Annotated in this window: 28 protein-coding genes; 15 read left to right on the plus strand and 13 right to left on the minus strand. The window is 56.2% G+C overall.

Annotated features, from left to right (window positions below):
- The first annotated feature begins 42 nt into the window (after positions 1-42).
- Genes AC2FFP_RS04600 through AC2FFP_RS04625 form a run of 6 tightly spaced genes read left to right on the plus strand, consistent with a single transcriptional unit; the run spans position 43 to position 6,633 of the window.
- The gene (locus AC2FFP_RS04600) at positions 43-918 is read left to right on the plus strand and encodes a branched-chain amino acid ABC transporter permease (protein ID WP_496764962.1); all 876 of its coding nucleotides are present in this window, start codon (positions 43-45) and stop codon (positions 916-918) included.
- A 3-nt stretch (positions 919-921) separates the two neighbouring features.
- A complete protein-coding gene (locus AC2FFP_RS04605) occupies positions 922-2,019 on the plus strand; it encodes a branched-chain amino acid ABC transporter permease (RefSeq protein ID WP_496764964.1) in 1,098 nt (365 codons plus the stop codon).
- Entirely contained in the window at positions 2,016-2,780 is a 765-nt protein-coding gene (locus AC2FFP_RS04610) for an ABC transporter ATP-binding protein (protein WP_496880768.1), read from the plus strand. The genes AC2FFP_RS04605 and AC2FFP_RS04610 overlap by 4 nt, the downstream gene beginning before the upstream one ends.
- The gene (locus tag AC2FFP_RS04615; protein ID WP_496722812.1) at positions 2,777-3,550 is read left to right on the plus strand and encodes an ABC transporter ATP-binding protein; all 774 of its coding nucleotides are present in this window, start codon (positions 2,777-2,779) and stop codon (positions 3,548-3,550) included. The genes AC2FFP_RS04610 and AC2FFP_RS04615 overlap by 4 nt, the downstream gene beginning before the upstream one ends.
- A gap of 5 nt (positions 3,551-3,555) precedes the next feature.
- Positions 3,556-5,442, plus strand: coding sequence for an AMP-dependent synthetase/ligase (locus AC2FFP_RS04620; protein ID WP_496880769.1), 1,887 nt, complete (start codon positions 3,556-3,558; stop codon positions 5,440-5,442).
- A 30-nt stretch (positions 5,443-5,472) separates the two neighbouring features.
- On the plus strand, positions 5,473-6,633 hold the full coding sequence (locus AC2FFP_RS04625) for an ABC transporter substrate-binding protein (RefSeq protein ID WP_496722807.1): 1,161 nt from the start codon (positions 5,473-5,475) through the stop codon (positions 6,631-6,633).
- Between the two features lie 71 nt (positions 6,634-6,704).
- On the opposite strand, the gene rpsI is transcribed toward AC2FFP_RS04625, so the two are convergent.
- A complete protein-coding gene (gene rpsI, locus AC2FFP_RS04630; protein ID WP_058271904.1) occupies positions 6,705-7,190 on the minus strand; it encodes a 30S ribosomal protein S9 in 486 nt (161 codons plus the stop codon).
- Between the two features lie 5 nt (positions 7,191-7,195).
- Complete coding sequence (gene rplM / locus AC2FFP_RS04635) at positions 7,196-7,654, minus strand: 50S ribosomal protein L13 (protein ID WP_496722805.1); 459 nt, start codon at positions 7,652-7,654, stop codon at positions 7,196-7,198.
- Positions 7,655-7,891: 237 nt separating this feature from the next.
- Here rplM and AC2FFP_RS04640 point away from each other — a divergent pair, with 237 nt between their 5' ends.
- The gene (locus AC2FFP_RS04640; protein ID WP_496843873.1) at positions 7,892-8,254 is read left to right on the plus strand and encodes a nuclear transport factor 2 family protein; all 363 of its coding nucleotides are present in this window, start codon (positions 7,892-7,894) and stop codon (positions 8,252-8,254) included.
- A gap of 4 nt (positions 8,255-8,258) precedes the next feature.
- Here AC2FFP_RS04640 and AC2FFP_RS04645 read toward each other — a convergent pair whose 3' ends face one another.
- The gene (locus AC2FFP_RS04645; RefSeq protein WP_496843874.1) at positions 8,259-9,662 is read right to left on the minus strand and encodes an aminotransferase-like domain-containing protein; all 1,404 of its coding nucleotides are present in this window, start codon (positions 9,660-9,662) and stop codon (positions 8,259-8,261) included.
- A 99-nt stretch (positions 9,663-9,761) separates the two neighbouring features.
- Here AC2FFP_RS04645 and AC2FFP_RS04650 point away from each other — a divergent pair, with 99 nt between their 5' ends.
- Complete coding sequence (locus tag AC2FFP_RS04650) at positions 9,762-9,989, plus strand: DUF1127 domain-containing protein (protein WP_108858650.1); 228 nt, start codon at positions 9,762-9,764, stop codon at positions 9,987-9,989.
- Positions 9,990-10,047: 58 nt separating this feature from the next.
- On the opposite strand, the gene AC2FFP_RS04655 is transcribed toward AC2FFP_RS04650, so the two are convergent.
- Positions 10,048-10,491 (minus strand): PaaI family thioesterase, encoded by a 444-nt coding sequence (locus tag AC2FFP_RS04655; RefSeq protein ID WP_282118460.1) that lies wholly within the window; start codon positions 10,489-10,491, stop codon positions 10,048-10,050.
- Between the two features lie 58 nt (positions 10,492-10,549).
- Between AC2FFP_RS04655 and AC2FFP_RS04660 the strand changes: the two genes are divergently transcribed.
- From AC2FFP_RS04660 to gluQRS, 4 genes are all read left to right on the plus strand, one after another.
- Entirely contained in the window at positions 10,550-11,335 is a 786-nt protein-coding gene (locus AC2FFP_RS04660; protein ID WP_282168336.1) for an enoyl-CoA hydratase, read from the plus strand.
- 264 nt (positions 11,336-11,599) lie between these two features.
- On the plus strand, positions 11,600-12,940 hold the full coding sequence (trmFO, locus tag AC2FFP_RS04665) for a methylenetetrahydrofolate--tRNA-(uracil(54)-C(5))-methyltransferase (FADH(2)-oxidizing) TrmFO (protein ID WP_496764972.1): 1,341 nt from the start codon (positions 11,600-11,602) through the stop codon (positions 12,938-12,940).
- A 37-nt stretch (positions 12,941-12,977) separates the two neighbouring features.
- Entirely contained in the window at positions 12,978-13,592 is a 615-nt protein-coding gene (locus AC2FFP_RS04670) for a class I SAM-dependent DNA methyltransferase (protein WP_496880770.1), read from the plus strand.
- On the plus strand, positions 13,589-14,485 hold the full coding sequence (gluQRS, locus tag AC2FFP_RS04675; RefSeq protein WP_496764977.1) for a tRNA glutamyl-Q(34) synthetase GluQRS: 897 nt from the start codon (positions 13,589-13,591) through the stop codon (positions 14,483-14,485). Before AC2FFP_RS04670 ends, gluQRS begins: the two co-directional genes overlap by 4 nt.
- 5 nt (positions 14,486-14,490) lie before the next feature.
- On the opposite strand, the gene hisI is transcribed toward gluQRS, so the two are convergent.
- Positions 14,491-14,880, minus strand: coding sequence for a phosphoribosyl-AMP cyclohydrolase (hisI, locus tag AC2FFP_RS04680; RefSeq protein WP_496695431.1), 390 nt, complete (start codon positions 14,878-14,880; stop codon positions 14,491-14,493).
- Between the two features lie 48 nt (positions 14,881-14,928).
- Here hisI and AC2FFP_RS04685 point away from each other — a divergent pair, with 48 nt between their 5' ends.
- Entirely contained in the window at positions 14,929-15,381 is a 453-nt protein-coding gene (locus tag AC2FFP_RS04685) for an iron-sulfur cluster assembly scaffold protein (RefSeq protein WP_496843876.1), read from the plus strand.
- Positions 15,382-15,440: 59 nt separating this feature from the next.
- Positions 15,441-16,079 (plus strand): MarC family protein, encoded by a 639-nt coding sequence (locus AC2FFP_RS04690; RefSeq protein ID WP_058271582.1) that lies wholly within the window; start codon positions 15,441-15,443, stop codon positions 16,077-16,079.
- A 185-nt stretch (positions 16,080-16,264) separates the two neighbouring features.
- Here AC2FFP_RS04690 and AC2FFP_RS04695 read toward each other — a convergent pair whose 3' ends face one another.
- The 5 genes from AC2FFP_RS04695 to sciP all read right to left on the minus strand — a co-directional run bounded on the left by AC2FFP_RS04695 (position 16,265) and on the right by sciP (position 21,929).
- Entirely contained in the window at positions 16,265-16,387 is a 123-nt protein-coding gene (locus AC2FFP_RS04695; protein WP_496720389.1) for a hypothetical protein, read from the minus strand.
- 111 nt (positions 16,388-16,498) lie between these two features.
- Positions 16,499-18,589: an ATP-dependent DNA helicase RecG gene (recG, locus tag AC2FFP_RS04700; RefSeq protein WP_496844041.1), complete on the minus strand. Its 2,091-nt coding sequence runs from the start codon at positions 18,587-18,589 to the stop codon at positions 16,499-16,501.
- Positions 18,586-20,712, minus strand: a complete 2,127-nt coding sequence (gene ligA, locus AC2FFP_RS04705; protein WP_496764982.1) for an NAD-dependent DNA ligase LigA — start codon at positions 20,710-20,712, stop codon at positions 18,586-18,588. The genes recG and ligA overlap by 4 nt, the downstream gene beginning before the upstream one ends.
- 124 nt (positions 20,713-20,836) lie before the next feature.
- On the minus strand, positions 20,837-21,553 hold the full coding sequence (gene ctrA, locus AC2FFP_RS04710) for a response regulator transcription factor CtrA (protein ID WP_496733195.1): 717 nt from the start codon (positions 21,551-21,553) through the stop codon (positions 20,837-20,839).
- A 97-nt stretch (positions 21,554-21,650) separates the two neighbouring features.
- On the minus strand, positions 21,651-21,929 hold the full coding sequence (gene sciP, locus AC2FFP_RS04715; RefSeq protein ID WP_496722773.1) for a CtrA inhibitor SciP: 279 nt from the start codon (positions 21,927-21,929) through the stop codon (positions 21,651-21,653).
- Positions 21,930-22,058: 129 nt separating this feature from the next.
- Here sciP and mnmA point away from each other — a divergent pair, with 129 nt between their 5' ends.
- Complete coding sequence (gene mnmA, locus AC2FFP_RS04720; RefSeq protein ID WP_496764986.1) at positions 22,059-23,204, plus strand: tRNA 2-thiouridine(34) synthase MnmA; 1,146 nt, start codon at positions 22,059-22,061, stop codon at positions 23,202-23,204.
- A gap of 10 nt (positions 23,205-23,214) precedes the next feature.
- Here mnmA and AC2FFP_RS04725 read toward each other — a convergent pair whose 3' ends face one another.
- The 3 genes from AC2FFP_RS04725 to AC2FFP_RS04735 are packed head-to-tail and all read right to left on the minus strand — an operon-like array spanning position 23,215 to position 25,743.
- A complete protein-coding gene (locus AC2FFP_RS04725; RefSeq protein ID WP_496704259.1) occupies positions 23,215-23,790 on the minus strand; it encodes a hypothetical protein in 576 nt (191 codons plus the stop codon).
- Positions 23,783-24,949: a lipid-A-disaccharide synthase gene (lpxB, locus tag AC2FFP_RS04730; RefSeq protein ID WP_496880771.1), complete on the minus strand. Its 1,167-nt coding sequence runs from the start codon at positions 24,947-24,949 to the stop codon at positions 23,783-23,785. The genes AC2FFP_RS04725 and lpxB overlap by 8 nt, the downstream gene beginning before the upstream one ends.
- The gene (locus tag AC2FFP_RS04735) at positions 24,949-25,743 is read right to left on the minus strand and encodes an LpxI family protein (RefSeq protein ID WP_496843879.1); all 795 of its coding nucleotides are present in this window, start codon (positions 25,741-25,743) and stop codon (positions 24,949-24,951) included. The genes lpxB and AC2FFP_RS04735 overlap by 1 nt, the downstream gene beginning before the upstream one ends.
- Position 25,744: the final 1 nt, after the last annotated feature.

Genomic DNA, 25,744 nt, shown 5'->3' on the forward strand with positions numbered 1-25,744 from the left:
GGGCGTAAGGAACGCCGGACATACCGGCATGGGAGGACAGACTTGGATAACGCGCAGCTGCTGATCAGCGGGCTGGCGAATGGCTGTGTCTACGGCCTTATCGCTCTTGGCTTTGTTCTGATTTACAAGGCCACTGAGGCGGTGAATTTCGCGCAAGGCGATTTCATGATGCTGGGCGCCTTTGTGACAATCGGGCTTACGAATACCGAATATATGGGCTTGCCTTTCTGGTTGGCTCTTCCGATTTCGCTGGGGATCATGGGCGCGTTAGGTTACTTGGTAGATCGCCTGATCATTCGCCGTTTGTTTGGGGAAAGCCAAACAGCTGTCGTCATTCTGACCATCGCTTTGGGGTTCGTAATCCGGTTTGTGGCCGGGCTGATCTGGGGGCACGAGCCGCAGACACTTCAAAACCCATTGGCAGGCAAAGAAGTTCGGTTTGGAGGGCTGGTGCTGGGGATGGAGGACGTCGCCGTTATTGTCGTTACCATCCTTCTGACCTGGGGTCTGTATGTTTTCTTCAGCCGGACCAAATTGGGCCTGGCGATGCAAGGCGCGTCACAAAACCAGTTGGCAGCATATTACATGGGCATCCCGGTAAAGCGCGTTCAGGGTTTCATCTGGGCTTTGGCTGGGGTTGTCGCGGGGATTGCAGGGATCTTGTTCGCGGCCAAAGGCTCGGTTGATCCAACCACAGGTTTGCTTGGCATCAAGGCCTTTGCCGCAGCCGTTATTGGTGGTTTCGGCAGCCTGCCCGGTGCCCTCGCAGGCGGGCTGATCGTTGGGGTAATTGAACCCTTTGCCAGCCGTTACATCGCAGCAGGATACAGTCAGATCGCGCCTTATGCGCTGCTCTTGGCAGTGTTGGTTTTCCGCCCCAACGGGCTGTTCAGTCAGGTTCGGGTCAAGAAGGTTTAAGTCATGCGGATTGTGTTCAAAACCAACTATATGCAGGATATCCGACCTTGGAAGGACACCTATCAGCTGTGCCTGTATATGATCTTACTGACAGCCGTCGCAGCCGCGCCGTGGTGGCTGGATGATTTCTATCTAGGCGAGCTGACAAACGTGCTGATATGGGCCATAGCGGGACTCGGTCTGATGATCTTAACAGGTCACACCGGTCAGGTCAGTCTGGGTCACGCAGCTTTTCTGGCCTTTGGGTGCTACGCCAATGTCATCCTTTTGGAAGCGGGCGTACCATTTCTGATCGCCTTTCCGTTGGCTGGCATCCTAACCGGATTGGTTGGCGTGACCGTAGCAATCCCGGCCCTGCGGCTGCATGGCATCTACCTTGCGATCTTCACCATGGCCCTGTCCATCCTGATGGATGACGTCATTGTTCTGGCCGAGCCGATCACAGGCGGGGTCGCGGGTAAATATCTGGGCGGTGTCGAAATATTCGGGTTTCTGGTCGACCGCTGGGGCACTCCGGTTCAGTTCTTCTGGCTGGTCCTCAGTGTGGCGGTGTTGGTCACACTTGGCTACATCAACCTGTTGCGGGCACCTTTAGGACGCAGCTTTATCGCTGTGCGCGACTCAGAGGTATCGGCGCAGGCAATGGGCGTGGATATTGCCAGGACCAAGATGATCTCATTCGCGTTGTCCTGCGCTGTCAGCGGATGGGCAGGCGCGCTGATGGGCATGTTCTCGGGCGCATTCAACAATGAGACATTCAGCGTCCTGATTTCAATCCAGTTGCTGATGATGATCGTGATCGGCGGTCTGGGGTCCATCCACGGCGCGTTTCTTGGCGCCATTGTGATAGGGTTCCTGCCTCAGTTCTTATCTATCTCCAAGGAATACGTGGGTGCCCTTTTCGGTGGCAACACCGTCGCCATTCCGGGGCTGGAATTTGGCATCTTCGGAATGATCCTGATCGCCTTCATCCTTTTTGAACCGATGGGTCTGTACGGGCGCTGGCTGAAAATCCGGACGTGGTTCGAACTGTTTCCGTTTTATCGGAAAGACATGTTCAAACGTCAAAAATCCTATCTCAAGACGGAGCGCCTGAGATGAGCTTGCTTGAGTTCGAAAACGTCACTCTGAAATTCGGTGGACTGACGGCTGTCAACGAACTGTCTTTCGAGGTCGAAGAAGGCGAGGTTTTTGCTATCGTCGGACCAAATGGTGCAGGAAAATCCACCGTCTTCAATCTGATCTCGCGTTTCTACGACCCTTTTGCCGGGTCGATCCGGTATAACGGTCACGACTTGCTCAAGGCCAAACCGTCCGGCGTGGCCGCATATGGTGTGGCGCGGACATTTCAAAACATCGAACTCTTCGAGCATGCGACGGTCCTGCAGAACCTCCTTGTCGGACGGCACCGTCACCGCAAAACCAACATGCTGTCCGAGGTGTTGTTTCTGCCCTCCGCGCGGCGGCAGGAATTGGAGAACCGCGAAAAAGTAGAGGAGATCATCGACTTCCTCGACCTGCAGGCATTCCGCGACAAGATGATCTCTGGCCTGCCCTATGGCGTGCGAAAGGTTGTCGAGGTGGCACGTGCTCTGGCCACCGATCCAAAGCTGCTTTTGCTGGACGAACCAGCCTCGGGTCTCTCGGTCGAAGAAACAACCGACATGCGCTGGTGGATCGATGATATCCGGCGGCAGATGGAGATCACGGTTTTGATGGTCGAGCATGATATGGGGCTGGTTTCCGGCGTCTCGGATCGCGTTCTGGCAATGGCGGACGGCGCAAAACTGGCGCTGGGAACACCTGCTGAGGTTCAGTCGCACCCGGCGGTGGTCGAGGCCTATTTGGGGAAAGCCTCATGAGCGAGCCGATCCTGACAATCCGCAACATCGAAAGTTTTTATGGTCCGATCATGGCGATCCGGGGTGTTTCTCTGGATGTTCATCAGGGCCAAATTGTCTCGATCCTTGGCGCCAATGGCGCGGGCAAGACCACGCTGATGAAAACCGTTTCTGGCGTGATGGATCCGGAAAAGGGCAAGATCACGTTTGAAGGCGACGAAATTCAGGGGTCCGAGCCACACAAGGTCGTGCAGAAAGGCATCGTTCATGTGCCCGAAGGGCGTGAGGTGTTTCCACTGCTGACGGTCGACGAAAACCTCAGCCTCGGGGCCTATACCCTGAAGGACAAGGGTCAGATCGATCACGATCGGGATCTGGTGTTCTCATACTTTCCGATCCTCAAGGAACGTCGCAACCAAGAGGCGGGAACATTATCTGGCGGGCAGCAACAGATGCTGGCAATCGGCCGTGGCTTGATGGCCAACCCAAAGATCATGCTGTTGGATGAACCCTCGCTTGGCTTGTCACCGCTGCTGGTTCAGGAGATTTTTGGCATCCTCAAGCGACTGAATGACGAACAGAGCATGACCATGATGCTGGTCGAACAGAACGCCAACGCCGCCCTGGAACTGGCCCACCATGGCTATGTGATGGAGGTCGGACGCATCGTCATGGACGGCGCAGCAGATGTTCTGATGCGGTCAGAGGACATCCAGAACTTCTATCTGGGCGTGCAGGAGGAAGGCGCACGCGAAAACCGCCGCTGGAAACGAAAAAAGACGTGGAGGTGAAACAGATGAACATCAGCACCCTGCCCCCTCAGATCACGGTCAACGGCGTTCGCCTGAACGCAACCCCCGGCCAACGCCCGGTTTGTGTCGACGGAAGCACCACGATTTGCGAACTGTTTCGGAACCGCTGCGCCGAGCTTGGCGATCGCACAGCGCACCGTGAAAAGGACCTTGGCATCTGGAAGTCGTATTCCTGGGCGGACTATTGGCAGCATGCCAAGTGGATTGGGCTTGCACTGCGCAAATTGGGACTGCAACGGGGCGAGGTTGTATCGATCCTGTCAGAGGACCGCAAGGAATGGGCCTGGTTCGACATGGGCATTCAGGCCGTTGGTGGCATCGCGTCTGGTGTCTACACCACCGACTCGGCCAACCAGCTAAAATACCTGATTAATGACAGCGACAGCCGCTTTCTGATCGTCGAGAATGAAGAGCAACTGGACAAATTTCTGCAGGTCGAAGACGAGGTTCCCGGCCTTCTGAATGTCATCATTCTGGACGATGAGGGGCTGCACGATCTGGACCATGCGCGCTGCATGATGATCGACGCGTTATATACTTTGGGTCAGCAGGCCGAGGCTGAAGAACCCGATCGCTTTGAGGCCGAGATAGCTCTGGCATCACCGCAGGACACTGCACTTCTGATTTACACCTCGGGCACCACAGGAATGCCGAAAGGCGCGATGCTGAGCCACGAGAACATCTTGGCCGCGATTGAATGCGGGGCCCATGCGCTGCCCGCGCTCGAGTCTGACGAACAGCTTTGCTTTCTACCGCTGTGCCATATTCTTGAGCGGGACGTATCTATCTATTTCCCACTGGCTGCAAAATGCGTCGTTAACTTTGCCGAAAGTCCCGAGACGGTGTTTGCGAACTTGCAAGAAATCTCACCGTCGACCTTCACGGCCGTTCCACGGGTTTGGGAAAAGATCTATTCGTATGTTCAGATCATGACGCAGGACGCAACGCCCACCGGTCGCGCAGCCTTTGGCATGGCGCTGAGAGCAGGGTTCAAGCGCGCGGAATACATATTGGCTGGAAAACCCGTCCCTGCTGGCGTTGCTGCACAGTTCTGGGTGTGGGACAGGCTGGTTCTGCGTAATTTGCGCCGTATGTTGGGGATGGACAAGATGCGGCGTGGCGGTTCGGGCGCGGCCCCGATTTCGACGGACCTGTTAAAGTGGTACTGGGCCATTGGTGTGCCGTTGGTCGAAGGGTTCGGGATGACCGAAACCTCGGGCTTGGCGACGCTTAACACAATCGAAAACAACAAGGTCGGAACCATCGGACGCGCCGTTCCTGGAAATGACATCCGGATATCCGACGACGGTGAGATTCAGCTAAAGGGCCTCAACATTTTTCAGGGTTATTGGCGCAATAACGCAAAAACGGCCGAAACTTTCACTGCCGACGGATGGCTGCGAACTGGCGACCTCGGGCATATTGATGAGGATGGCTACGTCACCATCTCAGGCCGAATGAAAGACATCATCATCACTGCTGGCGGCAAGAATATCACCCCGGCCGAGATCGAAAGCCGGTTGAAATTCAGCCACTACATCTCGGACGCGGTGATAATCGGTGACAAGCGAAAGTTCCTGACCGCGCTGATCATGATTGATCAGGAAAACGTCGAAAAATTTGCGCAGGATCGGAAAATCCCCTTTTCAAATTTTGCATCCCTCTGTGCGGCCCCTGATATCAAAGATCAGATTCAGGGGGAAATCGACGCGGTGAATAAGGATTTTGCACGGGTCGAGCAGATCAAGGATTTTCGCCTGATTGATGTACTTCTGACCGCAGATGACGATGAACTGACCGCAACAATGAAGCTGAAACGCAGTTTTGTCGAAAAGAAACACGGCCATCTTATTGAAGACATGTACAGTTAATCAAAGAGATAACCTAAAGGGAGGAGAAAGATGAAGAATGTGATCATGCGGCTGGCGGCGGCCACCGCCTTGACGGCTTCGGCGACCCTTGCCAATGCACAGACCCAGGGTGTCACGGATGATGAGATTATCATCGGGTCGGTCAATGACCTGAGCGGTATCTTCGCAGCCGTCGGTGTTCCGGCGACCAAGGGTGCAAATGTGGTGTTTGACCGCGTGAACGCTAATGGTGGCATACACGGGCGGACGATCCGCTATGTTGTTGAGGACAATGGGTATCAGATGCCGCGTGCGATGCAGGGCTATAACAAGCTGCTGAACCGCGACAAGGTGTTCGCAATGCTGCAGTCGCTGGGAACGCCGATGAATGTCGCGGGGTTCAAGCTGTTGGATCCAAAAGGTATTCCCAATGTTGCCCCTTTGTCTGCTGCACGGCAGATGTTGCAGGAGCCGATGGACAACAAGTTCACGGCCTTTTCCACATATTTTGACCAAAGCCGTGTCGGTGTGAAATATCTCGCTGAGCAGTTTGGTGGTCAGTCTGTGTGTTCGATGTATCTGCCAACCGATTTTGGTGAGGAGATCGTCGAAGGCACCAAGGCCGGTGCCGAAGAAGCCGGGATCGCTTTCGTCGCTGAGACCACGCACAAACCCGATGAAACGGATTTCGTGGGCTCACTCAGCAAGTTAAAAGAAGAAGGCTGCGATATCGTAACGATCGCTCTGGGCGTACGACAGGCTATCACAGTTGTCGGCACGGCCAAAAAGATGGGCCTTGCAGATATGAAGTTCCTTGGCACCTCGGCCAGCTTCCTGACCGTCGTCGCGCAAGTGCCGGGCGGTGTGACCGACGGTTTTTATGCCGCCGCATCCTGGCAGGATCTGTGGTCCCGCGCGGAAGATCCCGCCCCTGCCGCCTTTATCGAGGAATATAAAGCGGCAACCGGTGAAGATCCCGTCGGGTTCGCAATGCTGGGATATTCTGCTGCTGAAACGATGGTCAAAGCGCTTGAGGCTGCTGGCCCCGATCTGACTCATGAAAGCTTTATCGCGGCCATGGAAACGCTGGACTATCAGGATGAACTGGTTGGAAACCACATGACTTTTGGACCTGATGACCATCAGGGGGCCGACTCAGTGTACGTGAGCGTTGTCGAGGATGGCGCCTGGAAGATGGTGTACGAAGAATAACCGTACACGCATCCCAAACGAAAAAGGGCTCGCAACTGCGAGCCCTTTGAATTTGTGCACTCGGCAGCGAATTAACGCTTCGAGAACTGGAACGAACGACGCGCTTTGCGCTTACCGTATTTCTTACGTTCCACAACGCGGCTGTCGCGGGTCAGGAAGCCAGCAGCTTTCAGAGCACCACGCAGCGACGGATCGTACAGTTGCAGCGCTTTCGAGATGCCGTGCTTGACCGCACCGGCCTGACCGGTCAGGCCACCGCCTTTGACGGTTGCGACAACGTCGAATTCACCTTCAACACCGGCAACCTGGAACGGCTGGCGCAGGATCAGCTGCAGAACGGGACGCGCAAAATACTTGTCCTGGTCCTTGCCGTTCACGGTGACCTTGCCGGAACCCGGCTTGATCCAAACGCGGGCAACAGCGTCTTTACGCTTGCCGGTGGCATAAGAACGACCCAGCTCGTCACGTACGGGTTCACGCACGATGACTTCTTCGGCCACAACCTCAACGCCTGCAACGGCGCTCAGCTCTTCGAGAGTATTGATCTGATCAGCCATGGTCATTAGCTCCGGGTGTTTTTCTTGTTCATGGATGCAACATCCAGAACTTCGGGCGCTTGCGCCTCATGGGGATGCTCGGCACCGGCATAAACGCGCAGATTGGTCATCTGCTGACGTGCCAGACGGTTGCCCGGCAGCATGCGCTTGACCGCTTGGGTCACGACGCGCTCGGGGTGCTTGCCTTCAAGGATCTGCTGCTTGGTGCGCGACTTGATGCCGCCTGGGTGGCCAGTGTGCCAGTAGAAGTTTTCTTCGCGCTTCTTGCCGGTCATCTGGATTTTGTCAGCGTTGATCACGATGACATTGTCGCCCATGTCCATGTTCGGGGTGAACGACGCTTTGTGCTTGCCACGCAGGCGCATGGCGACGATCGAGGCAAGACGGCCCAGAACAACGCCCTCGGCGTCGATCAGGATCCATTTCTTGTCGATGTCTGCAGGTGTTGCAGAAAAGGTTTTCATGGCAGGATAGTCCTGTTTGATGTGAAAGACCGCCCACATACGGAGCGGCCCGAATTCGATGTTGGGTATTTAGATGCAGGCGTAATGCGCGTCAAGAACGCTGAAACTTATTTTAATAAGCAATTACAGTATGTTATAAAATAGGTATTATTTTACCCCACAACTCAACATATAAACCGCAATACATGATTGAACGTTAATTAACCCGACAAGATCCAGAAAGGGAGATATTGCGCAATGAACTGGCAGCAGACCGCAAACGACTATGGGGCAGCATGGAAAGAACCTAACCGGGCGAAACGGCTTGAGATATTGGCTGGGTGCTTTGCTGAAGATGGCATCTATGTCGATCCCATGGCCGAGGTCAAAGGCCGCTCAAACCTATGCGATCATATCGGAGAGGTGGCGCAAAGCACGGGCGGAATGCTTGAGTTGACCAGCAAGGCCAATGGCCACAACGATGTCATTCACTTCACATGGCGTCTGGTTGGCCCGGACGGCAGTGTAGTTGTCGCCGGCCACGATTTTGCGCATTTGGATGATGAGGGAAAGATCTCACATCTGGCCGGATTTTTCGGCGACCCCGAACCAACGAGCTGAGTCTTTAAACGCTGATCTGTTCCGGCGGATTATCTAAAAGTGCACGCAGGCGCTGCATTGCGGCCTCGAACCGCTCCAATGACACGTGCCCATTCATCGCAATGCGAACGGCGTTGGGGGCACGCCCGTCCCGCAGCGCGAACTCGTCTGCGGATCTAAGTTGAATACCTTCCCGCTCGGCTGCTCGGCTGAATGCGGCGGCACGCCAACCCGACGGCAAGTTCAGCCAGACAAATGGCACGTCCGGCGCCCAGTTCAGATCAAAGCCGCCAAGCGCATTGACCGTCACCCGGACATAATCGCCCATCCGGGCGCGGACGTCCCTCGCGATCTGCCGTGTCCGTGGATCAGACAACAACAGCCGGGTCAGCTCTGCAAGCGGTTGTGCCAAACCGAAATAGCCGTATTCGGCTGAACGCCGAAGATCGACGCTGCGTTCGCGCGGAGCGATGGCGAACCCAACGCGCAGGGCTGGCGTCAGGATCTTTGAGATCGACGAGACATGCCAACCTCGTTCAGGCGCCAATGCACGATAGCTGGGCTCGCGGGCATCCCCCATCCGATAACAATCGTCTTCAATGATCTGCAAATCATGGCGGCGGGCGACTTCCACAACCTCTTTTCGACGCTCCAGCGGCGTATGTGTACCGGTTGGGTTTTGCACCTCGGGCGAGACGCAAACCGCTTGCGCCTGGGTCTGACGCAAAATGTGATCCATAGCCTGAGGGTCAACGCCCCACTTGTCCATCTTCACGCCGACAACCTCGGCTCGCATCAACTCACCTGCCCGACGGAAACCGGCATATGACAGATCTTCAACCAGAACGACCGGCTTGGGGCCGCGCAGGATCGTCTGAAACACAAGGCAAAGACCATTTTGCCCACCATGCGTCAGAACCACATCATCATGGGTCACTGCGCCAAGCGGCAGATCTGAGAGCCATTCAACGACCGCCTGCCGCATGGGTTGGTACGCATCGCGCGTCGGGTAATTCATCAGCAAACGCGGATCGGCTTGGGACACTTTCTTAAGACATTCCCTGATCAATGCCACCTGCCCCACGTCCGGTAATCTGGGGCTGAACAGGCTGACATCGGCGTTGTACTTGTCGTCGCGCAGGTGAAGTTGTCTTGCCCACACATCGTCCAGCAAAGGTGATTTTGGAGGGGCGACAAATGTACCACGTCCAACCTCGGCTTGTAGCAAGCCTTCTTCCGTCAGAATCGTATATGCCCGGGCAACCGTGCCGGGCGTTATTTGTAACCGATACGCAAGCTCCCGGACTGGAGGCAGTTTAGATCCTACCTCCAGCGCTTTGTTCTCAATCGCTTTTCGTATTGTGTCGGCGACCAGTGTGTACTTGGGACCTTTGGATTTTGGTAACGCCTCTGGCCAAATTGTATCCATTACAATTCTTCCTTTGCTTTTGGCACAATCCTGAATGTATCACACACATGTACCGAACATTAGTACTTTGTGTCAATACAATTTGAAAGGATACCCAAGATGACACGCCATATGCACAACCCCGCCCTCATGCTGCTGAACGATAGCCCTCGGCTGCCGATGATCGCCGCGCTGGCCGTGCGGTTTGCGGCGACTGTCACACAGTGGGAACGACAGCGCCGCAGCAGGGTCAACCTGTCAAAGCTGGATGATCGCATGCTTAAAGATGTCGGCCTGACCCGCCCCGCGGCCGACCGCGAGATCAAACGCTATTTCTGGCAGTATTAATTATCCCCAGTCCCTATAGGGACCTCTTCCTAGGCCGGGTTTCATACCCGGCCCTTTTTTATCCAAACGCCGATGCTGCAGACCCCGCAGGTGGCAATGAGTAGGTCATCGTAGCCCGCGCAACGGGTTTGTCTGAGCCTTCCGAGAACATCAGAACATCGCCTACCGCAAGCGTTTTGCCCAGTTTTAGCAAGCTGCAGCGCGCGATCATATCGTTGGCCCCATCGGGTTTGCGCATGAAATCCATCGAACACCCCGTCGTCACCGCCAGCGACTGACGTCCTTTCAATGCAAGGATCATTGCATAGACGCTGACATCGGCCAGACCGAACATCGACGGGCCTGAAACTGTCCCCCCTGGCCGCAGATGCCTGTCCCCGACCTTCAGCCGCATGGTGATTGAGTTTTCATCCAGGCTGTCGATGACAAAGTCCTTCTCGACCTGTGGAAAAACCTCGACCAGATAATCTGACAGTTGTTCGCGGTTCAAAACCAACGACATACTTCCCCTCCTCGAATTGCCACCCTAGAGTTGGCCCGACATCAGATCGGAGAGCAAGATGGGAATTCTGGAACGTAACGACATGAATGGCGTTGCCCGGTTGAAAATGAACGCGCCAGAGCGCTTGAATGCCCTGAGCGAAGAGATGCTGGCAGCACTTCAGGCTGAATTCGACGCCTTAAGCAACGACTCGAGTATTCGCGCTGTGATCCTGTCCGGCGAAGGCAAGGCGTTTTGCGCAGGTCACGATCTGAAACAGATGACTGCGGGACGTCAGAGCGAGGATGGGGGAAAAGCCTACTTCCAGGACTTGTTCGCGCAGTGCGCCAAAATGATGCTGTCGATTCAATCTCTGCCCCAACCCGTGATCGCGCAAGTCCACGGCATCGCCACGGCCGCCGGCTGCCAACTGGTGGCCACTTGTGATCTTGCGATTGCAGCCGAAGGCACGCGCTTTGGTGTAAACGGGGTCAATATCGGGTTGTTTTGCTCGACCCCTATGGTGGCCCTCAGCCGGAATATCCCCCGGAAACAGGCATTTGAGATGTTGACGACAGGCGCGTTCATCTCCGCAGAACGCGCGACAGAGCTGGGCCTGGTCAATCGCGCAGTACCCGAAATGTTGTTGGAACATGAAACGATGGCGCTGGCCGAACAACTGGCGGACAAGCTTGGATCAGCGGTCAAAGTGGGCAAACAGGCCTATTACAAGCAATTGGATATGCCGATCGAACAGGCCTACGCCTATACCGGCGAGGTGATGGCACAGAATATGATGCATCGGGATACCGAAGAAGGAATATCTGCATTTATCGAAAAAAGACCGCCAAATTGGGAACAATAACGAGATTATTTAAGGAAATTTTCACGACTGTTCGCAATTTAGTCCTTTTCAAAAGGGCCACACTGTGGCAAAGCTGAGACATGGCTTAGGCCCAAATACGCTTTTGGGTCGCTGTAGGCGGAAGGTCCCTCCAAGCTGGTTTCTCTCACCGGCGCTGACATTCCCGCTGCGGCGACCCCAAGTACCCTCCTTAAATTACTAGCTAATCAACGCGAAACTTGGCGTGTGTTGCGTTGCGCGATGCTGTGCCCTATGTGGCACCTCATGACACAGAAATTGCATATAGTTGGCGGCGGCATGGCGGGGTCCGAGGCGGCCTGGCAAGCAGCGGAAATGGGCGTGGATGTTGTAATCCACGAAATGCGGCCCAAAGTGGGCACTTTTGCGCACCAGACCGGTAATCTGGCCGAGATGGTGTGCTCGAACTCCTTCCGCTCGGATGACGACGAACAAAATGCCGTCGGTCTGCTGCATTGGGAAATGCGCGAAGCCAACGGCATCATCATGGGCACCGCCGATACGCATCGCCTGCCCGCCGGTGGCGCATTGGCCGTGGATCGTGATCCGTTTGCTGAAGCAGTGACCGCCAAGCTGCAGGCCCATCCGCGGGTGGAAGTGACAGGCGAAGAAGTCACCGCCCTGCCCGACGACGGCCACTGGATCATTGCGACGGGTCCGTTGACGTCCTCGTCGCTGGGCGAGTCGATCAGGGCCCAGACAGGTGCCGAGGCTCTGGCGTTCTTCGACGCGATCGCGCCCATTGTCTATGCCGACAGCATCGACATGAGCCAGGCGTGGATGCAGTCCCGTTATGACAAGGGCGAAACCGAAGAGGAGCGGACGGCCTATCTGAACTGTCCCATGGACCGCGATCAGTATGAGGCGTTCATCGACGCCCTGTTGGCGGCGGACAAAACAGAATTCCACGAAGGTGAAACTGCCGGGTATTTTGACGGCTGCCTGCCCATCGAGGTTATGGCGGAACGGGGCCGCGAAACGCTGCGCCACGGTCCCATGAAGCCAGTCGGCCTGACCAACCCGCATCAGCCTGACGTCAAACCTCATGCCGTTGTGCAACTGCGCCGAGACAACGCGCTGGGCACTTTGTTCAACATCGTCGGTTTTCAGACCAAGATGAAATACGGCGCTCAGACCGAAGTGTTTCGCATGATCCCGGGGCTTGAGAACGCCAGTTTCGCGCGCCTGGGCGGGATTCATCGCAACACGTTCATCAACTCTCCGACATTGCTGGACGCGCAGATGCGGCTGAAATCAAAACCGAATATTCGGTTTGCCGGCCAGATCACCGGCGTCGAGGGTTATGTGGAAAGCGCTGCAATGGGCTTGTTGGCTGGGCGGCTGGCTGCTGCCGAGATCCTGGGGCGTTCCCTGCCCGAGATCCCGCAGGACAGTGCCATGGGCGCGTTGATACACCACATTACCGGCGGGGCCGAAGCCAAGACCTTTCAACCCATGAACGTCAACTTTGGTCTGTTTCGCCCGGTTGATGGCCTCAAAGGCGGTCGCCGGGGCCGTAAGGACCGGTACAAGGCCTACACCGACCGGGCCAAGACGGAATGGACCGACTGGTTGGCGCATTGCTGACTGGACGCATTGCACCCTACCGGCCTAACATACGGGTATGAGCGACAAATACCTCAAAGACGCCTACGGGCTTGATACGCCCGAGGCGACCCGTACGCATTATCAGAAATGGGCCTCGTCATACGACGCCGAAGTTGGAGCACATGGCTACGCCACGCCTGGTCGCGTGGCCGAGGCGCTTTGGTCCCAGATGCCCGAACCGCAGACGCCTGTTCTGGATTACGGTTGTGGCACGGGTCTGTCCGGCAAGGCCCTGCATGATACGGGATTTCAGGTAATCGATGGTGTGGATCCCACGCCCAAGATGCTTGAAGGGGCGGCCGCTAAGGAGGTTTACAGAAACCTCACGACGTTTGAGATCACCGATCCGGAACCGCTGGAGCAAGATGCCTATAAGGCAATCACCGCGATTGGCGTGATCGGAACCGGTGCCGCCCCGCCAGAGACATTCGACCTGTTGATGAAGGCGCTACCCAAAGGTGGCTTGCTGGCCTTTTCCTTCAACGATCACACGCTTGACGATTCGTCCTTCACCACCCGTTTGAACGATTGGCTGGACATGGGCGCTGCGCGGTTGTTGTTTCGGGAATACGGGCCGCACCTTCCCGGTATGGACCTTAAATCTGACGTATATGTTGTTGAGAAGACGTGACATTCATTACCAGATTTGCCCCATCTCCTACTGGGCCGCTTCATCTTGGCCATGCCTATTCTGCACTTCTTGCCAGTGATATGGCCGCCGCTGCAGGCGGTCAATTTTTATTGCGGATCGAAGACATCGACCGCTCCCGCTGCCGGGCAAATTGGGAAGAGCAGATTTATGACGATCTGACTTGGCTAGGATTGACCTGGCCAGAACCCGTGATGCAGCAATCGTCTCGTGTGTCGACCTACGAAGACGCTCTGAGGGCATTGTGGTCGCGGGGCTTGCTGTACCCGTGCACGTGCAATCGTCGGGACATTGCCGCAGCCGCCGGGGCACCACAGGAAGGTATACCTCTTCATGGGCCGGATGGGATCATTTATCCGGGCACGTGCAGGGATGTGTCAGATCGAACGGGGCCGATCCCGCACGAAACGCCCCTTCGATTGGACATTAAAATGGCTGCGCGTGTGGTTCCAGATCTGTTTAGGATCGCCACTCAACCATCTGCCCAAAAGCCGTTCTTCGAAGAAAATGGCGTGGGACCAAACGGGGAATCGGGCACAGTCGCTTTCACGGCCGATGAGTTACGAGACACAATCGGAGACGTGGTATTGTCCCGGCGCGATATGAGAACATCCTACCATCTATCCGTCGTTCTGGATGATGCGGAACAAGGCGTGTCCCACGTCGTACGCGGTCAGGACCTATTCGAGGCGACGCGTATCCATGTTCTGTTGCAGGCCCTGCTAGGCTTGCCGACACCTGTCTATCACCATCATAAGCTGATCCGAGATGACTTGGGCAAACGTTTGGCCAAACGTGACGATGCTCGCGCCATTTCCAAATACCGCGCCGAAGGCGTTTCCGCGAAACAGATACGGGCAATGGTCGGGCTTTAATTGACCTATTCCATTGGGCCCATAAGTTCGACTTCTGCATCATCCCGAACAGCAGTGTAGAAACAAGTGCGCCGGTTGGTGTGGCAGGCCGCGCCTGTCTGTCGCACCAAAACAAGCAGGCAGTCGCGGTCACAATCAACGCGAAAATCGACCAACTCTTGCATGTGGCCTGAGGTTTCTCCCTTGATCCAGAACGATTGACGCGACCGCGACCAATACGTTACGCGGCGCGTTTCCAGTGTTTTTTCAATCGCTTCGGCGTTCATCCACGCCATCATTAATACCTCGCCCGAGGCCTCATCTTGTGCGATGGCTGGAATCAGACCAGCGTCGTTGTACGTCAGGCTGGACGGATCGAAGGTGACGGTCTCAGACATTGTAAAAACCTTTTGCATCCCGTTGGATGCTCACTATGTATGGGGAACACGCAACGAGGGAAAGCCATGTCTGGCGAGAACGACCTGATAAAGCTCTATTCCGGGCGCATTCTGGCCCTGGCTGCGGATATTCCGCATCTGGAACGGCTGGAAAACCCAGATGCAACCGTAAAGAAACGTTCGCCTTTGTGTGGGTCTACCGTAACCGTGGACGTCAAGGTTGAGGACGGCCGCGTTTCCGGATTCGGTCAGGACGTTAAGGCCTGCGCCTTGGGTCAGGCCTCGGCCTCGGTCGTTGGATCCGCTGTAATTGGCACCACGCGCGCGCAAATCGAAACCGCGCGGGATCAGCTGTCGGCTATGTTGAAGAAAGACGGCCCTGCTCCGGACGCACCGTTTGACGGGCTGGAAGTTCTCATGCCTGCGCGTGATTATAAGAACCGTCACGCTTCGATCCTGCTGGCGTTGGATGCCACTGCTGAAGCTATGGAACAAGCCGAACAGGCCAACTGCGCCTGAAGATGGTAATTCAATTCAAACCCATCTAACCTCCGCCATAGTTTTGGGGAGAATTTGGTTTGAATAGTTTGCTGGAGCATTTTGTTACCCTGTGGGTCGTTATTGATCCGATTGGAACAATTCCCGTTTTTATCGCCGTTACAGCCGGGCTTGGGGCTGCGGCGCGCCGCAAAACTGCCCTGTTGGCCGCGCTCATCAGTGCCGGAGTTTTGCTGTTCTTCCTTGTATTTGGGCAATTGCTGATCGAGGCGCTGGATATCGGGTTGAACTCGTTCCAAGTGGCCGGAGGGATCATCCTGTTTCTGTTTGCCCTGACGATGATCTTTGGCGAAAGCAAGCAAGAGGTTGAACAACGCGCAGCGGAAGACGATCAGGAAGACAAATTCCACAAGCCCAACCCTGCGATCTTTCCGTTGGCGGTACCTTCATTGGCGTCACCGGGTGCAATGCTGGCCGTTGTTATCCTGACCGACAACAACCGGTTCAGCGTGGCGGATCAAGGTATCACGGCAATGGTTATGTTATCCGTTGTGGCCATCGCCTTCGTTTTGATGCTGCTGGCCGAGCCGATCATTCGACTGATTGGCCATTCAGGTGCCGCCATTATCAGCCGCATCATGGGAATGATCCTGGCGTCGGTTGCCGTGAATTCGGTACTGTCTGCGATGCTGGAAATCTTCAAAACCGGACAGCTATAAAAAAACCGCCGCACCTTCCGGGCGGAAAGGGCGGCGGTAGGCAATGCGTGTCTCATGTGGGATCCGTATTTCCGCGCAGGGCCGAGGCATGGCCCTTTCAAGGGAATTGGGACAGGCAGGTCACCCTTGACTGAAATGGGGACGACAGCACGGTGTTTTCGGCACGAGATCGCAGGCAGAAAGGGTCAGAACGTTCCGGGAAGGTGAAGGGCAACCACCAGCATCACCACCAATGACACCGCACCTGCCGCATCCTGCAATAGCGTGGAATGCGAACGGCTTATGGCGGTCTTGATCTGGGTCAGCATGGTCTCACCTCCGGTCTTGTTTTAATCCTTTGTTGACCTTTTGTTCTCATATTTTACCGAGTCGGTAAAGAACTTTTTGAGAACATTTGTGAACTTTACGGAACGATATTGCTAACCCACTGAAATTAAACGGATTGCCTGATCCTGTTTCATGAGCCACAGCAGAACACGGACAGCTTGCCCGCGTTCGGTGGTCAAGTTCGGGTCTTTGGACAACAGGTTTCGTGCATCCGTCTGCGCAACAGCCATCAATCCGGCCTGACGCTCCAGATCAGCGATCCGGAACTTTGGTAGCCCGGATTGAGCCGTGCCAATCAGATCCCCTGCGCCGCGCATCTGCAAATCGGTCTCGGATATCCGGAATCCGTCTTCCGTCTCTCGCAAAACCTCCAGCCGCTTCCGCCCGCCCTCGCTTAGCGGTGGTTGATACATGAGCAAGCAGGTCGAATCCGCCTCGCCCCGTCCAACGCGGCCACGCAGCTGGTGTAACTGCGCCAAACCGAATATTTCGGCCCGTTCGATTACCATGATCGAGGCGTTGGGTACATTCACTCCGACCTCGATCACAGTCGTTGCGACCAGAACCTTTGTGTGCCCTTTCTGAAACGCAGCCATCGCGGCGTCCTTTTCGGCAGCGGGCATTTGGCCATGGACCAGCCCGACTGTGCCTTCGCCCAGCACCGCCCGCAGCCGTTTGAACCGCTCTTCGGCAGCTGTCAGGTCCGAGACCTCGGATTCGTCGACCAGCGGACAGACCCAATAGCACTGACGTCCTTCATCGATGGCCCGACGTAAATGCGCTACGACGTCATCCATACGCTCGGTACTAATAATCGCCGTTTTGATCGGTTTCCGTCCTGGTGGCTTTTCATCCAGAACAGAGACGTCCATGTCCCCGTATTGCGCAAGCGCCAAACTGCGGGGGATCGGGGTGGCGGTCATCACCAGAACATCCGCGCCCTGCCCTTTTTCCGACAACTCCATCCGTTGCCGCACCCCGAACCGGTGCTGTTCATCCACAATGGCCAGTCGCAGGGCATGAAATTCAACATCGCTCTGAAACACTGCATGGGTGCCGACAAGGATGTGAATGTTACCCTGTTTCAGAGCGGCCAGCTTTGCACGCCGTTCAGCGCCCTTGTCCCGCCCAGTCAGGATTTCCAGAACCACCCCGGCTTCTTCGGCAAGCGGGCGCAGGCCTTCCAGATGCTGCCTAGCGAGGATCTCGGTCGGGGCCATCATAACACCCTGCCCACCAGCCTCGACCGCGACCAGAAGTGCCATGAAGGCGACCAGAGTTTTCCCTGCACCCACATCGCCTTGCAGCAATCGGTTCATCCGCGAGTCTGAGCCCATGTCGGCAGTTATTTCCTTGATCGCACGTGTCTGGGCCCCGGTTGGTTTGTAAGGCAGATTAGCAAGAACTTTGGCCTGCAGAGCACCAGTGCCGACGCTCACGATGCCCCGAGCCTTACGCTCGCGCTGTCGCGCCAGAGCCAGCGTCACCTGATGGGCAAACAGTTCGTCATAGGCAAGGCGTTCCCGGGCTGGCGCGTGCGCGGCCACGTCATCCGCCCCCTGTGGGTTATGCGCCGCGGATACAGCCGTCGCCCAATCCGCCCAGCCCTGTTTTGACACTTGCGCAGGGTCAATCCACTCAGCCAGCTGTGGCGCGCGGGCCAATGCGCTACGTGCCGCCTTGTACGCCGTTTTTTGGGTGATGCCCTGTGTCAGGTGATAGACCGGTTCAAATTCTGCTATGTCATCCGCGCTTTCCACGGGCAGCATGTGATCTGGATGGACCATCTGCGCCATGCCGTCGAACAGTTCGAGCTTGCCAGAGATCACACGACGACTGCCTTGCGGCAAAACTTTATTCAAATAATCTCCACGTGCGTGGAAAAAGACCAACTGAAACTCGATCTGCGTGTCTTCGACGTGAACGCGGTAAGCCCCGCCCTTGTTTCGCGACGGCCTGTGGGTGCCGACTGTGACTTCAACCGTCAATGTCGTTGGCAGATCAGCCCCCTGGATTGTATCGCGCCGCCTGCGATCAACGACAGCATACGGTAAGCCGAACAGCACATCGCACGGCGACTCGATCCCCGCCTGCACCATTGTCTGCGCAGTCTTGGGGCCAACGCCCTCCAGCGTCTCCAGCCCGGCGAACAGGGGAAACAGGATCTCAGGACGGCCACTCATGCGGTACCGATCAGGTGCAGCCATTCATCTTCGTCCAGCGTCTCGATCCCAAGCTCTGCTGCTTTCTTGGCTTTTGAACCAGCACCAGGGCCGGCCACCAGCAAATCGGTCTTCTTGCTGACCGAACCAGAGACCTTGGCCCCCAGTGCCTCGGCCCGGGCCTTGGCTTCGGCGCGGGTCATCTTTTCAAGTGACCCTGTAAAGACAACCGTCTTGCCAGCCACCGGACTGCCCGATGTGTCGGGTCGTTTGGCGTCCTGCACGTCCAATTGCTCGACCAAAGCGTCGATGCTGGCGCGTTCTGCGTCCTGAGCAAATGCAGAAACCAACGCGCGCGCCATGACGTCACCTACGCCATCAATACCCAAAAGCTCGTCCCACTCAAGACCTTCGAAATCAGCGGCTGCGGTGACGGCGCGTTCAAATTCTGGCCAGGAGCCATAGTGGTTCGCGATCAGGTTCGATGCGGCCTCTCCGACATGTCGAATGCCCAATGCAAAAAGAAGGCGTCCGAATGGGATTTGGCGTTTTTCATCAATTGCAGCCCAAAGGTTCCCGGCACTTTGGGCACCCCAACCCTTACGGTTGGCGAGCTTGTTGAGATTGGCCGCATCTCTGGTCTGCAGTGTAAAGATGTCCACCGGAGTTTTAATTGGCAAGTCCGGGTCATCGTAGAACATTTCAATCTGCTTGGCGCCCAGCCCTTCGATATCGAACGCTTTCCGAGATACGAAATGTTTCAATTTTTCAACAGCCTGCGCCGGGCAAATAATCCCACCGGTGCAACGTCTAACGGCATCGCCTTCTTCCCGAACCGCATCACTGCCGCATTCCGGACAGGTTGTGGGAAAATCATAAGGTTGCGCGCCATCTGGACGTTTCGAAATATCGACATCCGCCACTTTTGGGATCACGTCGCCCGCGCGATAAACCTGCACCCAGTCGCCGACCCTAATATCTTTCCCATCACGGATCGTACCGCCCTTTGCATCGCGACCGGCGACATAATCCTCGTTATGCAGCGTGGCATTGGACACTACGACGCCACCAACAGTTACCGGGTGCAGCCGGGCAACCGGGCTGAGCGCACCCGTGCGACCCACTTGAATGTCGATGGCCTCTAGCCTTGTCCATGCAAGTTCAGCGGGAAACTTATGCGCAATGGCCCATCTTGGGGTCGTGGACCTGAACCCCAACCGGGCCTGCAGCGCCAAGTCGTTCACCTTGTAGACAACGCCGTCGATGTCATAGCCAAGAGTGGCGCGTTGGGCTTCGATTCTGCGGTAATGTCCGATCAACTGATCTGTTGTTTCGCACAATGCTGTCAGTGGGTTGGTTGAGAAACCGAATTCCGCCAACCGTTCGATGGCACCCATTTGTGTATCGGCCAAAGGGGCCGACAACTCACCCCAGGCATAAGCGAAAAACCGCAGCGGACGGGATCGTGTGATTTTCGCGTCAAGCTGCCTCAACGACCCTGCGGCAGCGTTTCGTGGATTTGAAAATACCTTTTCGCCCAACTCCGTCTGTCGCGAGTTCAGCTTATCGAAGTCTTCATGCGACATGTAAACTTCACCGCGTACTTCCAGAACATCCGGAGCGTTTTGGACGCTGTGCGGAATGTCCGAGATCGTCCGCGCGTTCGAAGTCACGTTTTCACCAATCTCGCCGTCGCCTCGGGTTGCCGCCTGCACGAGCTTCCCCTGTTCATATCTTAGCGATAGGGACAGACCGTCAATCTTGGGTTCAGCAGTAAAACCCAGCTCGGCCGTGTCGCTCAATCCCAGATATTTGCGGATTGACCTGTCAAAATCAGCAACGTCCTCATCGTTGAACGCATTGCCCAACGACATCATTCTGACGGCATGTACGAGTTTTGAAAATCCCTCCGCCGGTCTTGCGCCCACTTGATCTGTGGGGCTGTCGGACCGCTTCAACTCCGGAAAACGCGCCTCGATGTCCGCGTTTCGCCGCTTTAGCGCATCGTAGTCCGCATCCGAGATCTCGGGGGCGTCCTCGGCGTGATACAGCGTGTTGGCCCGCGCAATCAATTCCGCGAGCCGCGCCAGCTCGGCACGTGCTTGATCTTCAGTCAGCTCTGTTACCGCAATTGAGTCGCTCATGGCCTCGCCCTGTCACATAGTCTTTGAACCCAGTGATAGGGCGAGGCCATGGCTAGGTCCAGATGTGCTGTACCATGAGTGAGGGGGTCGCCCTGGACCAACGGCGACCGGATTTCATTTTAGGTCAGGCTCCAACAGCGATCCGACGTTCGTCTAAACTGTTGCTTTGCGGATCGCGCAGCACATAGCCCCTGCCCCAAACAGTTTCGATATAGTTTTCGCCGCCGGTCGCATTGCTGAGTTTCTTGCGAAGTTTGCAGATAAAAACGTCGATAATTTTCAATTCGGGCTCGTCCATACCTCCATAGAGATGGTTCAGGAACATCTCTTTGGTCAGCGTTGTACCCTTCCGCAGGCTCAGCAATTCCAGCATCTGGTATTCCTTGCCGGTCAGATGAACGGCCTTGCCTTCGACCTCAACCGTTTTGGCGTCCAGATTTACCGCGACGCGGCCCGTATGAATGACAGATTGCGAGTGCCCTTTGGACCGCCGAATGATCGCGTGAATACGAGCGACCAGTTCCTCGCGGTGGAACGGTTTGGTCATATAGTCGTCGGCGCCAAAGCCGAAACCTTTGATCTTGCTTTCGGTATCGTCAGCGCCCGACAGGATCAAGATGGGGGTTTCAACACGCGCGATGCGCAGCTGTCTCAGCACTTCGTGCCCGTTCATGTCAGGCAGATTCAGATCCAGAAGGATCAGGTCATAGTCGTACAACTTGGCAAGATCGATGCCTTCCTCGCCCAGGTCCGTCGCATAAACGTTTAGATTGGCATGCGTCAGCATCAATTCGATGCTTTTCGATGTGGTCGGATCATCCTCGACAAGAAGTATACGCATTTACTGCTCCAATTTAGTCAACTTACCAATTTCATAATGAGCCTGATCAAAAATGGTTAATCTGACGTTACCGTTGAATCATTTATTCACATTCATCTTAAAGTTGTCGATATTTTTTTAAGGCCGTGACTTTCAAAGCGTCTGTTCCGTGCTCAGCGACTGCAGAAACCCAGGAATTGAACTCTTCATCGCTAAGCCCATACCGCTTCTTGGCGTCTGACAACGAAATCAGCCCGTAAAGAACGCCGCGCACCACAACCACCTTGCGCGATGCGACCCATCTGGTCGTCTCTGCAGGTGGTAGATCGCTACGCGATAAAACCGTTCCATCCGGCAGGGTTACGGACCTTGGCCCTTCGACTTTGTGCAAATACATCTCTTGACCCTTTTTCAGCTGCGACAAAGCTGCCAACAGCCTACTTAATGTCGCGTGAAACCGCCCCTTGAGAGTGTGTAGAATTTTCCTATATTCTGCCGGTCTTTCTTAACCCGTACTGGAATCGTCATGGCCCTCGATACCGAGACACCGCTGAACTCGCTTGGCTTTGCCAAACCCCCGTCGGAAACGCGGGTGGTTGTTGCCATGTCCGGTGGTGTGGACAGCTCTGTCGTCGCTGCTTATCTGGCCGATCAGGGCTACGACGTCGTTGGCGTAACGCTACAGCTGTACGACCACGGCGCGGCCCTGGCCAAAAAAGGTGCCTGTTGCGCGGGGATTGATATCCATGACGCTCGGCGTGTGGCGGAAGAACGCGGCTTTCCCCATTATGTTCTGGATTACGAGAACATCTTCAAAGATGCCGTGATCGACGAATTCGCCGACAGTTATCTGGCTGGTGCAACCCCTGTACCATGCATCCGTTGCAACGAACGCGTGAAGTTCAAGGACCTCCTGGAAACCGCCAAGGACCTTGAAGCCGACTGCATGGCGACTGGTCACTATATCCAGCGCAAGATGGGCGCGAACGGGCCAGAGCTGCACAGCGCCGAGGATGCGAACCGGGATCAATCTTATTTCCTGTTTTCCACCACGCCTGAGCAGTTGGACTTTCTGCGATTTCCTCTGGGCCACTTGCCCTCGAAGGACGCGACCCGAGAGATGGCCGCGCAATACGGGCTGTCGGTGGCGGACAAGCCCGACAGTCAGGACATCTGCTTTGTGCCCAATGGCAACTATGCCAGTGTGATCGAAAAGCTGCGCCCCGGTGCGGCGGAACCAGGTGAGATCGTACATTCCGACGGTCGGGTGCTGGCGCAGCATAATGGCGTCATCCACTACACCATCGGTCAGCGCCGCGGTCTGGGTATCGGCGGGCTGAGCGAGCCTTTGTATGTGGTGAAGCTGGACGTAGACAAAAAGCAGGTTGTGGTTGGCCCGAAAGAGTTGCTGGCGACCCGGACAGTTCCGGTGCGCGAGATCAACTGGCTGGGGGATGAACCTTTTACTTCGCGTGACGAATGGCATCTGTCGGTTAAGGTGCGGTCGACCCGCCCGCCGCGTGAAGCGATTGTCCGACCTCTGTCGGAAACGACTGCCGAAGTCGAATTGCTGACACCTGAGGAAGGCATTTCGCCTGGTCAGGCCTGTGTGTTCTATTCCAATGAAAGCAGCCGCATATACGGCGGCGGCTGGATCTGGCGCGGTTACTGAGGAACCCCGATCACAAGACGTCGGTCGGGCTGTTCACCAGAATATACAGTCCGACTGCCACCATGATGTAAGGTGCAATCCTGTCAAGGCGGGCAAAACGCGGACCTAAAACCTGAGCGCGTGGTGCGCCCCAACTTGCAATCCCGATTAACGTCGCCAGTGCGCACCCGGCCCCGATCAAGGCCGTCAACCGAAACGCTGGCGTCGAATCCGCGAACAGCGGAGTCATAGCCGCAAGCGTATCAATCGATAGCGTCAAAAACAGCGCGACGACCGAGGTGATGGCCCCAGTATCGGGCAGTTGACGCCCGCCCGACCCTTTCCGTTGTTGCCAAATGCCATAAAGGCCCAGAGACAACGGGATAATCCCAAGATAACCGACCCAATTCAGAAACCGGCTGTGATCCAGCCCGCTGGCAATCACAAGCGACAGGCTCAGAATTATCATTTGCGCCGCGGCAAAGCCAAAGACGGCTCGGCGTGTCTCCATCACCATGATCAGGCCAAACAGGATGACCAGATTGTCCAGGTTAGTTGATATGGTCACGATCGCAGCGGAAAATGCGAACAGGATGTGTTCAATCATGGCGATTGGGCAGCCTGTTCAAAACCGCTCGGGCGGCGCGCAGACCCGGTGCCTCACCACCGCGCCCCAGACGGTCCATGGTCACATCCATCGCGCTGCGCTGCGCATCCGGACTGGTGGCCACGTCCGACAATGCCGTGGCAATCTTATCCGGCTCGCAATCATCCAACAGGCATTCGGGAACCGCGCGCGTGTCAGACACCAGATTGACAAGGGTCGCCGTGTCCAAATTCACCATGCGCTTTGCGATCAGTGTCGTCAGCCAGTTCAGATTGTAGGCAATCACCATTGGCGTGGCCTGTGCCGCCAGTTCCAATGAAACTGTCCCAGACGCCGCCAGCGAAAGATCGGCCGCAGCAAAAGCCGCCCTTTTCTGCGCCTGAGCCTGATCAGAGGGCATGTCTCGGGGGGCAACCACGACGGGCGACCCTGGCCAGTCCTGAACATGTTCGGTGACCGCATCAACCATATGGGCCACGGCTGGCACGACAATGCGCGTGTCAGGGTGCTGTTTCAAAAACAGGCTTAACGCCTGACCAAAGACCGGAGCCAGACGATCCACCTCACCCCGCCGCGAACCGGGCAAGGCCAGAACGATGGGCGATTGGCCTAGGCCGTACGCAGCGCGAAAGGCCTGAATGTCTTGTTCGGTCGCCACTGGTTCGCTGACAACAGGGTGTCCGACAAAGTCACATTCCATCCCCGCGCGTTGCATGTAGGGCGGCTCAAACGGCAACAGCGCCAGTACATGATCGATGACCTTGGCCATCTTGTCCGCACGCCCGGGACGCCAGGCCCAGACGCTGGGTGCAACATAGTGAACTGTGCGAACAGTACTTTGCGCTTTGACCAGCTTGGCAACCCGCAATGAGAAATCGGGACTGTCGATGGTGATCAGAACGTCTGGATTGCTTTCCAGAACAGCCTGCGCTGTCTCGGAAATCCGACGTTTGAGGTGAAAAAACTTGGGGAGAACCTCAACCAGTCCCATAACCGACAATTCGGACATGGGAAAAAGGCTGTCCAACCCTTGTGCCTGCATCAGCGGGCCGCCAACACCCTGAAATTCAACTCCGGGTACCAGCGCGCGCAGGCCTTCCATCAAAGCCCCGCCAAGCCGGTCCCCCGAAGGTTCACCGGCGACAACGAAAACCCGCATCAGTTCGTCCGCTCGCGGACATACAAAAACAGGCCCAGCCGATCACATTCCGCAATCACGCGGTCTTTCTCAAGTACAAGGACACCGCCCTTTTCGATCACAATTCCCGACAGCCCCGCCGCAACTGCGCCAGACACGGTATCGGGCCCAATCGCCGGCAGATCTGCACGAACGTCCTGATCCGGTTTCGGGGCTTTGAACAATACGCCGCCGCCCGCATCGGGGCGCTGAGTCAGAGACTGTAACATCCATGCAGTGCCAAAAATACCCTCAATCGCCAGCGCCTGCCGTTTTGAAACCACGCAGGCCTGCCCCACATCCGCAGCACCCATCGCCCGCACGATGCCCGCGGCGCGGTCGACATCAGCCAGATCAGCCTCGGACGGTTGCGCCTGCGTCAGACACCCAAGTTTCGGAAGAAGATTAGGTGCGATTTCATGGGCAGCCTTAACCTCCAGACCTGCATCCTCAAAAATGCCGATAACGGCGCGCAGCGCCGCGTCATCGCCAGACATGATGGCTTGTTGCAGGATTGGGACCAAAGGCATTGTTGCAGCGTCAATCCTTGCAGGATCAATGGGCGGGCGACCCACCGCACCTGCCATACAGATTTGGGTCACACCCCGCGCCTTGATGTCGGCGATAAAGCTTCCAACCTGCTCCAATGGAAACTCGACGTCCGGGGTCAGAGTATCCGGGCCGAAGCCCTCCATCGCACAGACCACCGGGCGGTCGGGCAACTGCGCGACCACTTCACCCGGCAAAACGCCTGTTCCCGCAATCAACGCCAGCATG

The organism is Ruegeria sp. YTSC004 (assembly GCF_059609805.1).

Bases quoted from the DNA above. Each gene is read 5' to 3' on its own strand.
- AC2FFP_RS04605 (WP_496764964.1), top strand. From the start codon at position 922: ATGCGGATTGTGTTCAAAACCAACTATATGCAGGATATCCGACCTTGG.
- AC2FFP_RS04610 (WP_496880768.1), top strand. From the start codon at position 2,016: ATGAGCTTGCTTGAGTTCGAAAACGTCACTCTGAAATTCGGTGGACTG.
- AC2FFP_RS04615 (WP_496722812.1), top strand. From the start codon at position 2,777: ATGAGCGAGCCGATCCTGACAATCCGCAACATCGAAAGTTTTTATGGT.
- AC2FFP_RS04620 (WP_496880769.1), top strand. From the start codon at position 3,556: ATGAACATCAGCACCCTGCCCCCTCAGATCACGGTCAACGGCGTTCGC.
- AC2FFP_RS04625 (WP_496722807.1), top strand. From the start codon at position 5,473: ATGAAGAATGTGATCATGCGGCTGGCGGCGGCCACCGCCTTGACGGCT.
- rpsI (WP_058271904.1), bottom strand. From the start codon at position 7,190: ATGGCTGATCAGATCAATACTCTCGAAGAGCTGAGCGCCGTTGCAGGC.
- rplM (WP_496722805.1), bottom strand. From the start codon at position 7,654: ATGAAAACCTTTTCTGCAACACCTGCAGACATCGACAAGAAATGGATC.
- AC2FFP_RS04640 (WP_496843873.1), top strand. From the start codon at position 7,892: ATGAACTGGCAGCAGACCGCAAACGACTATGGGGCAGCATGGAAAGAA.
- AC2FFP_RS04645 (WP_496843874.1), bottom strand. From the start codon at position 9,662: ATGGATACAATTTGGCCAGAGGCGTTACCAAAATCCAAAGGTCCCAAG.
- AC2FFP_RS04650 (WP_108858650.1), top strand. From the start codon at position 9,762: ATGACACGCCATATGCACAACCCCGCCCTCATGCTGCTGAACGATAGC.
- AC2FFP_RS04655 (WP_282118460.1), bottom strand. From the start codon at position 10,491: ATGTCGTTGGTTTTGAACCGCGAACAACTGTCAGATTATCTGGTCGAG.
- AC2FFP_RS04660 (WP_282168336.1), top strand. From the start codon at position 10,550: ATGGGAATTCTGGAACGTAACGACATGAATGGCGTTGCCCGGTTGAAA.
- trmFO (WP_496764972.1), top strand. From the start codon at position 11,600: ATGACACAGAAATTGCATATAGTTGGCGGCGGCATGGCGGGGTCCGAG.
- AC2FFP_RS04670 (WP_496880770.1), top strand. From the start codon at position 12,978: ATGAGCGACAAATACCTCAAAGACGCCTACGGGCTTGATACGCCCGAG.
- hisI (WP_496695431.1), bottom strand. From the start codon at position 14,880: ATGCAAAAGGTTTTTACAATGTCTGAGACCGTCACCTTCGATCCGTCC.
- AC2FFP_RS04685 (WP_496843876.1), top strand. From the start codon at position 14,929: ATGTCTGGCGAGAACGACCTGATAAAGCTCTATTCCGGGCGCATTCTG.
- AC2FFP_RS04695 (WP_496720389.1), bottom strand. From the start codon at position 16,387: ATGCTGACCCAGATCAAGACCGCCATAAGCCGTTCGCATTCCACGCTA.
- recG (WP_496844041.1), bottom strand. From the start codon at position 18,589: ATGAGTGGCCGTCCTGAGATCCTGTTTCCCCTGTTCGCCGGGCTGGAG.
- ligA (WP_496764982.1), bottom strand. From the start codon at position 20,712: ATGAGCGACTCAATTGCGGTAACAGAGCTGACTGAAGATCAAGCACGT.
- ctrA (WP_496733195.1), bottom strand. From the start codon at position 21,553: ATGCGTATACTTCTTGTCGAGGATGATCCGACCACATCGAAAAGCATC.
- sciP (WP_496722773.1), bottom strand. From the start codon at position 21,929: ATGTATTTGCACAAAGTCGAAGGGCCAAGGTCCGTAACCCTGCCGGAT.
- mnmA (WP_496764986.1), top strand. From the start codon at position 22,059: ATGGCCCTCGATACCGAGACACCGCTGAACTCGCTTGGCTTTGCCAAA.
- AC2FFP_RS04725 (WP_496704259.1), bottom strand. From the start codon at position 23,790: ATGATTGAACACATCCTGTTCGCATTTTCCGCTGCGATCGTGACCATA.
- lpxB (WP_496880771.1), bottom strand. From the start codon at position 24,949: ATGCGGGTTTTCGTTGTCGCCGGTGAACCTTCGGGGGACCGGCTTGGC.
- AC2FFP_RS04735 (WP_496843879.1), bottom strand. From the start codon at position 25,743: ATGCTGGCGTTGATTGCGGGAACAGGCGTTTTGCCGGGTGAAGTGGTC.